The sequence below is a fragment of the uncultured Rothia sp. genome, assembly GCF_963507905.1.
Classification (GTDB): domain Bacteria; phylum Actinomycetota; class Actinomycetes; order Actinomycetales; family Micrococcaceae; genus Rothia.
The window spans coordinates 319,324-331,974 of the sequence record NZ_CAUOUU010000001.1 but is presented as its reverse complement, the minus strand read 5'-3'; the positions used below and the strand labels follow the sequence as shown (position 1 = coordinate 331,974).

The following is a 12,651-nucleotide window of genomic DNA, read 5'->3' as shown; positions in this document are numbered from 1 at the left end:
CGCATTTTTTACCTGCTAGCGAAGGCGCCCGGCGCGCCCCTACCCGTACAGCCCAAGCAGGCGTAGGCTGAATGAGTACCCGCAATCAATCAAGAAGGAAAAGTTATGTCTTCCAACGTAAAAATTTCGGTACTTGACCTGATGCCGCACCGCCCCGATCAGCGTCAGCACCAGACCATGCTCAACACCATCGATGCCGCCCGCGCGGCTGAGTCCTACGGCTACGAGCGTTTCTGGGTCGCCGAGCACCACAATGCCGGCTCCCTGCTGTCCTCGGCGACCGTCGTGGTCATGGCGGAGATTGCCGCCGCAACCGAGCGTATTCGCGTGGGCTCGGGAGGCATTATGCTCCCCAACCACGCACCCTACGTGGTGGCGGAGCAATTCGGTACCCTCAACGCGTTCCACCCGGGTCGTATTGACCTGGGTGTGGGCCGTGCGCCCGGCACTGACCCGATGACCGCCGCCGCTTTGCGCCGCGACGATTCTGCCGCCATGAGCTTCCCCGCCGAGGTGCAGCAGCTACAGCGCTTCCTGGGTGAGCCCTCCCCCATGCACCGCGTGCACGCCATTCCCGGTCAGGGTTCGAATGTGCCCCTGTACATTCTGGGTTCTTCCCTATTCGGTGCGCAGCTTGCCGCACAGCTGGGTCTACCCTACGCATTCGCTTCGCATTTTGCGCCCGCAATGCTGCAGGAGGCGGTGGACACCTACCGCGCGAACTTCAAGCCCTCGGAGCACCTGGAACAGCCCTACGTCATGGTGGGTGCAACCGCGATGCTCGCCGATACCGATGAGCGAGCACGCTACCTGTACACGACCCAGCAGCAGCATTTCCTGGGTGTGGTGCGCGGCAATTTGTCTTTCGCACCTCCCGTGGAAGATATGGACGCCGTCTGGACCGACGCGGAGAAGATGCACGTTGAACGCATGACCGCTGAGGCAATCGTAGGCTCTCCCGCCACCGCGCAGGCTCGTATTGAGGACCTGGTGGCGCGCACGGGCGCTGACGAGCTTATCGTCATGACCGAGGCGTGGGAGCACGAGGACCGCCTGCGCTCCTACGAGCTGCTGTCCCAGCTGCCGGTGGTGCGCCGCGCCTCCTAACGCTTTGATCAGAGCATAAAGACGAAGCCCCCGAGTTTTTCTCTCGGGGGCTTTGCTCTACCCGGCATGCTCTACCCGGCATGCTCTTCTACCAGGTGTCGAGCCGCGCGCCGGGCACCTGCAGACCGGGCTTGAGGCGCACACATTAGGCAAACAAAAAAGCCTGCCTCCGAAGAGACAGGCTTATCTGAGCCCCGACCGGGAATCGATCCCGGGACCTCCATCTTACCAAGATGGCGCTCTACCACTGAGCTATCGGGGCGTAGCGGTGGACGGGCTCGATCCGTCGACCTCACGATTATGAGTCGTGCGCTCTAACCAGCTGAGCTACACCGCCACATCATTAATACGTGCTCTCGCATGAATTAATGAGAGAGCCCCGACCGGGAATCGATCCCGGGACCTCCATCTTACCAAGATGGCGCTCTACCACTGAGCTATCGGGGCAACAGGTAAAACTATACAGGTCTTCACGAATGCTCGCAAGTAGAAAATCTATGGCATACGCCACATTTATGCTTGGTTGTTCTCCACGCTGCCGCCCGAGAGCCCAGCACCGACAGAGCGCCCCAGTATTGATCGGGAACCACCGCAGCAGCTGATGCAAACACATCAACACACAGATACACAAAGACCGGCAGGAGAGCTCATCACTCCCCTGCCGGTCTTTGAATCATCTGCGGATGACAAGGCTGCTAGCCGATAGCCTCAGCAAGCCCCTCGCACCGCAGATCCGGGCTTAGCCGAAATCTTAGTAGCGCTTACCGCGGCCGCCGAAATCACGGCCACCGTCACGGTTACCGCGGTAGCCGCCATCGCGACGGTTATCACGGCCACCGAAGTCGCGGCCACCATCACGGTTGCCACGGTAGCCACCCTCACGGCGGTTATCACGGCCACCAAAGTCGCGACCACCGAAGTCACGATCATTGCGCTTGCCACCGAAATCACGGCCGCCACGCTTGAAGTCGCGGTCACCGCCGAAGTCACGGCCACCATCACGGTTACCGCGGTAACCACCCTCGCGGCGGCCACCTTCACGACGACCACCATCGCGGCGATCGAAGTCGCGGAAACCGCCCTCACGACGGCCACCACCGAAGCTGCGGCCACCGCCGCCACCCTTGGGACCGTTGTCCTTGCGGATGTTGATGAACTCGCCAGCAATCTTGGTGTCGCGCAGGCGATCAAAGAAGTCGCGGGGCAGGTCCTCGGGCAGGCCAACAATGGTAAAGTGCTGGCGAATGTCGATGGAGCCAATCTGGGAGCCCTTAATGCCGCCCTCGTTAGCCAGTGCGCCCACAATAGCGCCTGCGGTCACGCGGGAGGAACGGCCAACGTTCAACTTGTAGTTGACCATGCCCTCGTCGTTGTGTCCGCGCTTTGCCTTGCGGCCGCCGCGATCAGAATCCTCATCAGAGAAGGGGCGGGACTTGTTGGCGATATCTTCGCTCTCATCGAGGAAGAAGGGACGACCCTGCTGGGCGATAACAGCCAGTGCAGCTGCAATGTCCTCAGCGGTGGTGTCGTGCTCGTTCTCGTAGTCCTCGATAATCTCGCGGAAGAAGCTCAGGTCCTCAGATTCGATGGTCTCGGTAATCTGCTGTGCGAAGCGCTGCTTACGGGTCTCGTTCACTGCCTCTGCGGTGGGCATGTGCATCGGCTCGACCTTCTGGCGGGTTGCCTTCTCGATCTGACGCAGCATGTACTTCTCACGCGGGGTGACGAAGAGGATTGCGGCACCTTCGCGACCTGCACGGCCGGTACGACCGATGCGGTGCACGTAGGACTCGGTGTCGTGGGGGATGTCGTAGTTGACGACCAGGGAGATGCGCTCAACGTCCAGACCGCGTGCCGCCACGTCGGTTGCCACGAGGATGTCGATGCGGCCGTCACGCAGGGCGTCAACGGTGCGCTCACGCAGCTGCTGGGGGATGTCACCGTTAATCGCTGCTGCCGCGAAACCGCGTGCCTTCAGCTTGTCGGCAACTTCCTCGGTTTCCTTCTTGGTGCGCACGAAGACGATGATGCCGTCGTAGTTTTCAACCTCGAGCACGCGGGTCATTGCGTCCAGCTTGTGGGAGTGCATGACCTGCATGTAGCGCTGGGTGATGTTTGCACTGGTGGTGGTCTTAGCCTTGACGCGAACCTCGACGGGGTCGTTCAGGTACTGCTGAGCAATCTTACGGATCGAGTTGGGCATGGTTGCGGAGAAGAGGGCAACCTGCTTGTTGTCGGGGGTACCTTCAAGGATCTTTTCCACGTCTTCAGCGAAGCCCATGCGCAGCATTTCGTCTGCCTCATCGAGTACCAGATACTGCAGGTTGGACAGGTCCAGGGAGCCCTTTTCCAGGTGGTCAATCACGCGGCCGGGGGTACCGACGACGACCTGCGCACCGCGGCGCAGACCGGCCAGCTGCGGGCCGTAGGGGGAGCCACCGTAGATGGGCAGGACGGTGAAGTCCTCCATGTGGGTTGCGTAGGAGGAGAAGGCTTCTGCAACCTGCAGAGCCAGCTCGCGGGTGGGTGCCAGGACCAGGACCTGGGTGTCGCGGGAGACGCCGTTGATGTCGGCAAGTTCAGCCATGCGGGACAGTGCCGGCAGCGCGAATGCTGCGGTCTTACCGGTACCGGTCTGTGCCAGACCAACCACGTCGTGGCCCTCAAGCAGCAGGGGGATGGTCTGTTCCTGAATGGGGGACGGCTTCTCGTAGCCTACCTCTTCCAGGGCTGCCAGGACGCGAGCGTCCAGGCCCAGGTCGGTGAAGCGTACGCCTTCTTCTTCAGCCTTTTCGGCGGTTTCTTCTGCACCGGTTTCTTCTGCGGCGGGTGCTTCTGCAGTAGCTTCTGCGGTGGTTTCTTCTGCTTCTACAGCAGGGCTCTCAACAATATTCTCTGCGGTGTTCTCAGTGGTCACAACGGTCTCTGCCTCGGCGTTCAGTTCGGCCGGGGTAGCAGTATTCTCAGTCAATTTTTCCTCTATACGGTAGGGGTGGATAGCGCACGCTTTTCGGCGCTTACCGGGTGTCCCCTTCACGGCCCAGCCACACATCATCCCCTGGGGAGTAGAACGTCCAGGGGTCCTCCGTTACCGGCGCATTCTGCAGAGGTGTTCTGCGGATGCTGCGGGTAGCGGCTTTTGCTGGGGGTGGTCTTGAATTTCTCGGCACATTATCCGCACGCCTGTTTGTACTCTGCGCTTGGCGCACAGTAGTCCCTGTGAATCAAGGGTGTACAGGGTGGGTAATGCTCACATGCAATGTCACGTATTCCTGGTGATTCGCCTTCCCGCTCTGTGGCGGTGGTGTGTCTGTTACAGCAGACGCAGCAAAGACGCTGGACCAGAGATCGTTAAGAGAAGCCCGCGTGTACGGTATGAACCGCATTTTTGTGGGGCGTATCAATCGGTGATGGTGAGTACGGCGCACCTACAATTCCAGCACCACCTTGGGTGCCGGGTGCGCACAAGACCTTCATCGGGGGTTCCCGTGTTCTATCCAGTGTACAGTAGGGTCCCCGCCTGGGCTATAAAAAGGTGCTTAAAACCTCATCTCTTAAAGGCGAGCACCCACCCTCACTTTCGGAGGGTGGGTGCTCATTGAGAAGTTAAACCGAAGGGCTAGTCTACGCGTCGCACAATATCAATCGTGCCGACGGTCGCGTACTTAGCGTAGGAGTGGCCGTAGCGGTCAGCCGCGTACTGTGCGGCGTTGGTCGGCGGGTTGCCACCCCAGGAGTTGCTCTTGCGGTCAATGACCACGTAGTCGGGGGCGGGTTCGCCGGTGTGGCCGATCCAGTAGACGGTGCGGCCGGGGATTAGCTGGGTCAGAATCGACAGGTCAGATGCGACCGTTACTCCTTCGGGGACCTTCTGCACGGCGTCCTGCTTCATCTGGTCGGTGGTGGTCAGCGCGGAGGCGGTGAACTGTGCGTTGCCCAGGGACGCGAGGGGCTGCTGGGAGCCGGCAACAAAAATCGGGGACGCCGCAAGCAAGAGCGCCACGGCGGGCAGAGCCCATACGGGCATGCGGCGCGCCAGGGCGGTGAGGCGGCCGGGTTTGGTCGGCACGCCAGCATCCTGGGTGGAGGCGCTATCGGCTGCGCGCGCGGCCGAGCGTACCGGAATCGCTGCGGGAACCACGCCGTAGCGTATCCGCATGACAGCGTCGAGCAGGGCGAGGAAGACGATGGGCATGAGCACGAGCGAGTAGTGCCAGGTGCTTGCCCAGTAGGATTCCATGGTGGAGAGCAGTCGCCATGCGAGGGTCGGCAGAGCAATTGCCGCCAGAGGAGAAATCACCCAGAGGACCGCTCCGGTAATGAGCAGCAGGCCGAGGGTTGCCAGCTTGGTGTTATTGCTGAGCATTTGCAGTGCCGAGCCGAAGGGGTCGCCCAGGGCTGCGGAGAAGTTCACCTTGTCGGCATAGTCGAAGTTTCCGCCGCTATTAAAGTAGGGCAGGATCACGTAGATGGCGACGGCGGACCAGAATACGCCCCAAATCATGACCATGGTGGATTCGGCGACGGCGGGGGTGCGCGCCCAGGAGGAGTAGAGCTGCTGCATGCGGGTGCGCATGGGGGCGGGGGTGCCGGCGGAGAGGCGCGGCATCAGAATGTCGACGGCAGTGCTCAGCCAGCCGGTGCGGATAAAGATTATGAGGCCGATGGCCGCGACAGTAATGCCCATATCTTCTTTGACGAAAGCAATGGGTAGAGCCCACCAGCAGGCGTAGGCGAGGTAGCGTGCGCGTTCGGTGCCGCTCACTCGTGAGGCGAGCACCAGGTAGCCGAGGCTCATGGCGAGCAGCGGCACGGCGAAGGCTACTTCATGGAATTGGGCGGCGATAGCTTGCTGAACGCCGAAGCTGAGGGCGAATCCGGCGCCGAGGAGCAGACCGGTGATGGTCGGGATAACACCCTGAAGTTTTGCGGCTTGAGCGTCCTGCGCGTCTTCAGTTTTCTGTGCATCTTCAGTTTTTTGGGCGAGCGCGAAGGCACGCTGAGTGAAACGCACAATGGCGAAGCTTGCGAAGGCGACCAGGGCGTTCTGCACCACCAGCAGGGTGGTCGGCGAGGGGAACACCGCGTAGATGGGCCCCAGGAGCACCAGAATCGGGTGGAAGTGGTCACCCCAGAGGTTAAAGTCGGGCCCCTTAATGGGCACGATGGGCACGGAGAAGTGCGAGTACGCCTGCGCCATCTGGGTGAAAATCGCCAGGTCCCAGGAGGGCGTAATCCAGTGTTTCACCTGCTGCAGCGAGTAGTAGGTGTACAGCGCCATGACGGCGGCGGCAAGCAGCAGGCCGGGTAGTAGTTCGAGGGGGCGGATGCTCTTGACGCGCTCGGTGAGGGACTGACGCGGCTGTTTCTTGGCGCGCTGAGTACGGCCCGCACCGGTGGCGGTGCTGTTCTTCTGTTCAGGGGCGTCAGTATTCGAGGATGCTTCGTGTGCTTCCGCTGCCATAGGCGTCCTTCTCTCGGGGTGTGTATCCGGGCTACAGGCGCCCACGGAGCGAGTGGAACGCACCGCCTATGTCGTGCCGGTATTGGCGTTCGTTCTCGCTCTACCTTTTAGAGTATCGCATTAGTGGCGTACCTGCCCTTCCTGCACTTTTTGTATCTTATTCCTCAAATATCTGCCCCGGATGTTGTTGCCCGGTTTGGGCGCATAGACTGGTGTGGTGAGTACGTTTCCTTCCTCAACCCCCGGCGGTGTCACCCCTAACTGTGCGGCCCTTGACAGCCACCCGGTAGCGGGTGCTCGGCGCATCCGGCATCCTTTAGCGGCAGCTGGTGTGCCCTATGCGCCAGCGCTTGCGGATGTTCTTCACGAACCGCGCGTTCAGGGTCGTACTCTCTCCCCCGCTGTTTCGTCTCTTCCGGGCGCTCTGAGCCCGGAGGTATGCGAGGTTGTGATTGAGCCGCATGTTCCGCTGCAGTTGGCGCAGACCTTGGGGTCGTTGCGCCGCGGTGCTCAGGATCTTTCGTATCGTGCGCTGAGCCGCGCGGATGGTGCCGAGAGAATCTGGTTGACGGCTCGCACGCCGTTTCATGAGTTCCCGGCGGTGCTGTACGCCGAACGATTGGCGCAGCCAGCTAAGCTTCCCGAGACTCTCCCCTCCCTGCATCGCCTGCTGATGCGCCCGGTGCGTATTCGTATCTGGGTTTCTTATAGTGCCGCTGATCAGCAGATGCAGGCGCGAGCCGACCTTCAGGCGCTAGCACAGGAAATGACGTACTGGCTGGGGTTGCACGACCCCGCCGAACAGTTCGGTGCTCTGTCTTCTTTTGAGTCTCTTCCGCCGCGTGTTCAGCAGGCGTGGCGGCAGAATCCGGGGCTCCGCCTCAGCGCTTCGGGGCAGCTGGACCGGCAGATGCTCAACGCCATTGTGGAGCAGCGCATCACCCAGACCGAAGCGTTCAGGACCTTAGGCTGGGTTCTGCGAAAGTACGGCTCCCCCGCCCCTTCGACCAGGTTGGGGCATCAGCCGGAGGGGATGCGCGTCTACCCAAACGCCCGGACCCTGGCGACGATTCCTACCTGGGATTGGCATCGGGCTGGCGTTGATAAAAGCCGCTACGATGCCGTGTACGCTTACGCTCGTTCCGCAGAGTCTCTAAAAAACATTGCGGCAGAAGGCGACGTCGCACTTCTGGCGCGGAGCCTGCACGCTGTGCGCGGCGTGGGCCCGTGGAGTATTTCCGAGGCCCTGCAGCGTGTGTGCGGGCACCCGGATGCCATCAGCGTGGGCGACTATCATCTAGCGCACGCGGTTGGTGAACTGTTCACCGGTCAGCGCACCGATGATGCGGGAATGCTCTCCCTGCTGGCGCCCTTTAGCCCGCATCGGCAGCGTCTGGTGCGGCTCATGCATGCTTCGGGCTTTTCGAAGCAGCGCTACGGGGCGCGCATGACCATTGAGGATCACCGCGACCGCTAACTCCTGCACCCTCACGAGGGTAAAAGGGGACGGGGCGCACCTGCTTTAAAAGGGGACGGGGCGCCCCTGCCGGTTGTGCCGGCGGGTGCGCCCCGTTCAAGCTCTTTTGTGGTGGTGAGCTTACTTCTTCTCTGCAGAGCCCTCTGCTGCTGCGATCTCTGCACGGACCTTGTCCATGTCGAGCTCGCGGATCGAACCGATTACGGTCTCCAGCTGGTCTTCGCGCAGTGCGCCAGCCTGCTGGTATACCAGGATACCGTCACGGAAGCCCATGATGGTGGGGATGGAGGTGATGCCTGCTGCCTGAGCGAGCTGGCCCTGGTCCTCGGTGTCGACCTTACCGAAAACAATGTCACTGTTCTTCTCCGAAGCCGCCTCGTAGACGGGGGAGAACTGCTTGCAGGGACCGCACCAATCTGCCCAGAAGTCCAGGAAGACAATATCGTTGCTCTCGACGGTAGCAGTCAGGTTCTGCTGAGTAATTTCAATAGTAGCCATGAGATAAAACTACACCCTCAAGACCCCAATCGCGAATTGTTCGCCCTGAGATTCAAACATTGTGAAAGATATGACGAATTGCGGTCATAGTAAATACTTTTCGCGGCTGTTTCAGCCGGTTTACGGGCGTGTCGCAAATACTCTGAGGAATGTTCCTGTAGCCGAATGATGGAGGCGCCCGACCCGGCGGGCGAAGCCCCATGGTCGTCCCCTACAGCATCCTGAGGAAAGCACCCAATGCGGGCACCCAGAAAATACGGGCGCAACCATGAAAGACCGTTGCTGTGGAAGACCACTGTGGTGGAAGATTACCGCGGTGGAAAGCCGCTGGGCTGGAAAGCGGCTGCGGAATCCGCTATAAAACTGGTTTTAGATACACAAAAGCCCGGTTACTTTCGTAACCGGGCTATTTGTGGCAGGTGAGGGATTCGAACCCCCGTAGGCAGTGCCAGCTGATTTACAGTCAGCCCCCTTTGGCCGCTCGGGTAACCTGCCGCCTAGCTAGGTGCTAGTTGCTCGCTCAAGCGAACAGAGACTACTCTACAGCAGTTTTAGGGACTTGTACACTTCACATAGGGTTTTGTGACGAAGGTTATATATCTGGTTGTATTTATCGCAACCCGCGCTCTCACCCTATAAGTAAAGCCGTGAATAAAGCCCGTAAATAAAGCCACCGCCTACAGCAGCTTTAGAAGGAGCGGGAAGGAGTATCGCCATCCTGCTCAAGCAGAAGCACAATCTCCAGGTGCTCCAGGTAGCGGCGCGCCTGCTCCACAGTGCACATGTCACCGGCAATCTCACGTTCCAGGTCACGGCGAACACCGCGGAAACGCGCCACCAGCGAAGGCTCCGTCAGAGTGATACCGATACCGTCAAAGGGAGAAGGCTCAGCATCTTCCTCATGCAGGTCAAGCTGAATATCGTGACGATCAGATTCGTTGAGACGCTCCGCCTCAGGAATACCCTCGGGCTCAGCACCCAAAGAGGTATGCAGGTCGATGAAAAGGAGAGTTTGCAGGTCGCGAGCTTCCTCGCTCGTGCGCAGGTCCGTTGCGGACAGGTTAGGAGTGGTCATATTTCTATTGTCCTCTTTTTAGGTTAGTAACACCTGTAAAACAGGCCCGTTATTCTGGTAGTTAGCTGTGAACAAGAGCCCTGACCCGGTAGGCTAGTACTAACCGGTGCCAGTAGCACCTCATTCACGAAAGGAAAGCCCATGGCTAGCGAATCGTCATTCGACATTGTGTCCAAGGTGGACAAGCAGGAAGTTTCCAACGCGCTGCACCAGGCACAGAAGGAAATCTCCCAGCGTTACGACTTCCGCGGCGTTGGCGCAGAAATCGACTACTCCGGCGACAAGATCCTCATCAAGGCAAACGCCGAAGAGCGCGCCCTGGCAGTGCTCGACGTTTTCCAGTCCAAGCTGGTCAAGCGCGGCATCTCCCTGAAGTCCCTGGACTCCGGCAAGCCCTACGCATCCGGTAAGGAAACCCGCATCGAGTGCTCCATCAAGGAAGGCATCGCGCAGGATCAGGCAAAGAAGATCTCCAAGATGATCCGCGAAGAGGGCCCCAAGGGCGTGAAGGCGAACATCCAGGGCGATGAGCTGCGCGTCTCCTCCAAGTCCCGCGATGACCTGCAGGAAGTCATTGCAATGCTCAAGTCCGCCGACCTTGAGGTTGACCTGCAGTTCGTCAACTACCGCTAAGCTCCGGCGAGGCGTTCCCCTCCTCCCCCGCCCCGCGCTGGGTGAGGGAAGAGGGCTAGAAGCCGAAACGCAAAAGTCCTCATGCAAAAAGTCTTCGGGGTGGCTACTTCCACAGTAGCCACCCCGAAGACTTTTTGTCTGCTGACCCGTCATCGCGGGTCATAATCGTCACCCCGGGTCATATTCATGCAACGCCATCTTCATACAGCACCACATTCGCGCCCGGAGATGAGGGTGAGAAAAGCCCTAGTACTGACCCATCTCACGAGCCTGCTGCTGCAGACGCGCAATACGCTGATCCATCGGCGGGTGAGTAGAAAGCATATCCTTCAGCGAACCGAAGGGATTCGCAATCATCATGGCGCTCGCCGCCTCAGCGTTGCGGCTGTTCGGGTCCATCGGGTACATGGACACGCCGCTCTCCAGCTTGTGCAGTGCCGAAGCCAAAGCCAGCGGGTCGCCGGTCAGACGTGCGCCGTCCTCATCGGCATCAAATTCGCGGGTGCGGCTAATAGCCATCTGAATAATCTGCGTAGCAATGGGAGCCAGCATGGCAACCACAAACATGGCGAGAGGGTTCGAACGTTCACCATCGCGGTTGGATCCACCGAACATCGCGCCAAACGAAAGGAACTGGGCAACAGTACCGATAATGGAGGCGATACCCGCCGCCACCGAAGAGGTCAGAATATCGCGGTTGTACACGTGCATCAGCTCGTGGCCGAGCACACCGCGCATCTCGCGCTCATCCAACAGCTGCAGAATACCCTCGGTGCAGCACACCGCCGCATTCTGCGGGTTACGACCGGTTGCGAACGCGTTCGGGGTCATGGTCGGTGCCACGTAGAGGGCGGGCATGGGCTGACCCGCGCGGGAGGACAGCTCCTCCACAATGTCGTAAAGCACCGGAACCTCTTCACGGCTGACCGGGTACGCATTCATGGAGCGCAGAGCGAGCTTATCGGAGTTCCAGTAGGTGTACGCGACCGAAGCCAAGCTCACCAGACCCATAATCCAGATGAAAAAAGAGGTGCGGAAGGTCGCCGAAAGCAGGCCACCAATGAGCAGCATCATGCCCACCATGGAGCCCATCAGCAGGGCAGTTTTCAGTCCATTGTTATGACGGTGCATGGGTATCCTCCTAAGCAAATAGGTCAGCGCGTACAGCGTGTACTTGACTCTATAGAATACGTGCAAGCACCCGCGGGCGCACCTTATGGCGCGCGGATTCACCCAGAGCGTCACCGACGCGCCAAACTATGCGGGAGGTATTAGGGAATGGCGCCCGGGATATTCACCAGGGGCACCTGCTCCAGCACCTGCGCCGTAGCAGTCGGAAAAATACCGAGCAATAGAATCGTGCCGTAAGCACCCAGAAAAAGAGTGAAGAGCAGACCGAGCATCAACTGCCCCTCCAGATCAAAACCGGTGGTAGTACTGCGGTACTGGCCGTAAATCACCGGGGTCACAATGGGCACACCAAAGAGCAGAACCATCAGCAAAATGTAGATGGGGTTTGTGAAGTCGTACACCATGACCCTATCCTCCTTGATGGTGATCGCCGGTGCGGGTTACTCTAGGTTCTTTGATTGTACGGCATCTCTTCACACCCGAGGCCAGGGTGAGGAGGGGCGCCACAGAGTGGATGAAAGGGACGCCCCACCGGCTTATTATGAGTTTTTCATAAGATAATGATGAATTTCTCATAATAATGTGTAGACTTAAACCTATGACCGACGCAAAAACTACCTCCAATCCGAAGAAGACTCAAAGCCCAGACCATCACAATACCGGCTGCGCCCACACCACCGGCCTACCTCTGCTCTCCGCAATGAGCCCCGAACAGCTCGAAGAAGCATGGACCACCGGCTTGCGCACCAAGGGCCGCCGCGTCACCAAGCAGCGCCTCGCCGTACTGCACGCAGTACAGGAGCACCCGCACTCCACCGCCGACACCATCGTGCAGGCAGTCCGCGAGCGCATCCCCGCCATTACGGTTCAGTCGGTCTACGTGATTCTTGCCGACCTGACCGATATCGACCTGCTGCGCAAGTTTGAGCCGCCGGGAACCCCCGCCCTCTACGAAACCCGCACGGGTGACAACCACCACCACGCCTTCTGCGTACGCTGCGGCAAGGTCGAAGACGTGGACTGCGCGGTCGGCTCCGCGCCCTGCCTGACCCCCAGCGATTTTCACGGCATGGCGCTCTTCAGCGCAGACGTGCTCTATCAGGGCGTGTGCGTAGACTGCCAGACCGAGCAGGAGGCGGCACTCGCCCGCGCTCAGCAGGAAGCGGCAGCACGCATCCTAGCGGCGTAGCTTTTAGTCGGGTAGACCCGCTCGGTCATGAACGTTTTAAACCGTTGAGGCGGCGACACTACTCGTGTCGTCGCCTC

The 12,651-nt window shown here is 59.9% G+C and carries 10 protein-coding genes and 4 tRNA genes; 4 read left to right on the top strand and 10 right to left on the bottom strand.

Annotated features, from left to right (window positions below; genetic code table 11):
* Nucleotides 1-105: 105 nt before the first annotated feature.
* On the top strand, nucleotides 106-1,107 hold the full coding sequence (locus RQ593_RS01405; RefSeq protein ID WP_303979844.1) for an LLM class flavin-dependent oxidoreductase: 1,002 nt from the start codon (nucleotides 106-108) through the stop codon (nucleotides 1,105-1,107).
* Nucleotides 1,108-1,297: 190 nt separating this feature from the next.
* Here the strand turns inward: RQ593_RS01405 and RQ593_RS01400 are convergent.
* The 5 genes from RQ593_RS01400 to RQ593_RS01380 form a co-directional block, all read right to left on the bottom strand.
* Nucleotides 1,298-1,369, bottom strand: a tRNA-Thr gene (locus RQ593_RS01400).
* A gap of 1 nt (nucleotide 1,370) precedes the next feature.
* Nucleotides 1,371-1,444, bottom strand: a tRNA-Met gene (locus RQ593_RS01395).
* A 38-nt stretch (nucleotides 1,445-1,482) separates the two neighbouring features.
* A tRNA-Thr gene (locus RQ593_RS01390) sits at nucleotides 1,483-1,554 on the bottom strand.
* Nucleotides 1,555-1,858: 304 nt separating this feature from the next.
* Nucleotides 1,859-4,078, bottom strand: coding sequence for a DEAD/DEAH box helicase (locus tag RQ593_RS01385; protein WP_311449611.1), 2,220 nt, complete (start codon nucleotides 4,076-4,078; stop codon nucleotides 1,859-1,861).
* A 648-nt stretch (nucleotides 4,079-4,726) separates the two neighbouring features.
* Nucleotides 4,727-6,571, bottom strand: coding sequence for a DUF2079 domain-containing protein (locus RQ593_RS01380; protein ID WP_311449610.1), 1,845 nt, complete (start codon nucleotides 6,569-6,571; stop codon nucleotides 4,727-4,729).
* 448 nt (nucleotides 6,572-7,019) lie between these two features.
* On the opposite strand from RQ593_RS01380, the gene RQ593_RS01375 reads away from it, so the two are divergent.
* Complete coding sequence (locus tag RQ593_RS01375) at nucleotides 7,020-8,048, top strand: 3-methyladenine DNA glycosylase (protein ID WP_311449609.1); 1,029 nt, start codon at nucleotides 7,020-7,022, stop codon at nucleotides 8,046-8,048.
* Nucleotides 8,049-8,168: 120 nt separating this feature from the next.
* On the opposite strand, the gene trxA is transcribed toward RQ593_RS01375, so the two are convergent.
* The 3 genes from trxA to RQ593_RS01360 all read right to left on the bottom strand — a co-directional run bounded on the left by trxA (nucleotide 8,169) and on the right by RQ593_RS01360 (nucleotide 9,621).
* Entirely contained in the window at nucleotides 8,169-8,546 is a 378-nt protein-coding gene (trxA, locus tag RQ593_RS01370; RefSeq protein WP_303964965.1) for a thioredoxin, read from the bottom strand.
* Nucleotides 8,547-8,959: 413 nt separating this feature from the next.
* Nucleotides 8,960-9,041, bottom strand: a tRNA-Tyr gene (locus tag RQ593_RS01365).
* 193 nt (nucleotides 9,042-9,234) lie between these two features.
* Nucleotides 9,235-9,621 (bottom strand): hypothetical protein, encoded by a 387-nt coding sequence (locus RQ593_RS01360; RefSeq protein ID WP_303979831.1) that lies wholly within the window; start codon nucleotides 9,619-9,621, stop codon nucleotides 9,235-9,237.
* Nucleotides 9,622-9,762: 141 nt separating this feature from the next.
* Here RQ593_RS01360 and RQ593_RS01355 point away from each other — a divergent pair, with 141 nt between their 5' ends.
* The gene (locus tag RQ593_RS01355) at nucleotides 9,763-10,254 is read left to right on the top strand and encodes a YajQ family cyclic di-GMP-binding protein (RefSeq protein WP_005508322.1); all 492 of its coding nucleotides are present in this window, start codon (nucleotides 9,763-9,765) and stop codon (nucleotides 10,252-10,254) included.
* Nucleotides 10,255-10,500: 246 nt separating this feature from the next.
* Here the strand turns inward: RQ593_RS01355 and htpX are convergent, their stop codons facing one another.
* Both htpX and RQ593_RS01345 read right to left on the bottom strand, forming a co-directional pair.
* Nucleotides 10,501-11,385 (bottom strand): zinc metalloprotease HtpX, encoded by an 885-nt coding sequence (htpX, locus tag RQ593_RS01350; RefSeq protein WP_311449608.1) that lies wholly within the window; start codon nucleotides 11,383-11,385, stop codon nucleotides 10,501-10,503.
* Nucleotides 11,386-11,525: 140 nt separating this feature from the next.
* The gene (locus tag RQ593_RS01345) at nucleotides 11,526-11,789 is read right to left on the bottom strand and encodes a hypothetical protein (protein WP_219100762.1); all 264 of its coding nucleotides are present in this window, start codon (nucleotides 11,787-11,789) and stop codon (nucleotides 11,526-11,528) included.
* Between the two features lie 194 nt (nucleotides 11,790-11,983).
* On the opposite strand from RQ593_RS01345, the gene RQ593_RS01340 reads away from it, so the two are divergent.
* Entirely contained in the window at nucleotides 11,984-12,574 is a 591-nt protein-coding gene (locus RQ593_RS01340; RefSeq protein ID WP_308562302.1) for a Fur family transcriptional regulator, read from the top strand.
* The last annotated feature ends 77 nt before the right edge of the window (nucleotides 12,575-12,651 follow it).

Bases quoted from the DNA above. Each gene is read 5' to 3' on its own strand.
- htpX (WP_311449608.1), bottom strand. From the start codon at position 11,385: ATGCACCGTCATAACAATGGACTGAAAACTGCCCTGCTGATGGGCTCC.
- trxA (WP_303964965.1), bottom strand. From the start codon at position 8,546: ATGGCTACTATTGAAATTACTCAGCAGAACCTGACTGCTACCGTCGAG.
- RQ593_RS01345 (WP_219100762.1), bottom strand. From the start codon at position 11,789: ATGGTGTACGACTTCACAAACCCCATCTACATTTTGCTGATGGTTCTG.
- RQ593_RS01355 (WP_005508322.1), top strand. From the start codon at position 9,763: ATGGCTAGCGAATCGTCATTCGACATTGTGTCCAAGGTGGACAAGCAG.
- RQ593_RS01380 (WP_311449610.1), bottom strand. From the start codon at position 6,571: ATGGCAGCGGAAGCACACGAAGCATCCTCGAATACTGACGCCCCTGAA.
- RQ593_RS01360 (WP_303979831.1), bottom strand. From the start codon at position 9,621: ATGACCACTCCTAACCTGTCCGCAACGGACCTGCGCACGAGCGAGGAA.
- RQ593_RS01405 (WP_303979844.1), top strand. From the start codon at position 106: ATGTCTTCCAACGTAAAAATTTCGGTACTTGACCTGATGCCGCACCGC.
- RQ593_RS01340 (WP_308562302.1), top strand. From the start codon at position 11,984: ATGACCGACGCAAAAACTACCTCCAATCCGAAGAAGACTCAAAGCCCA.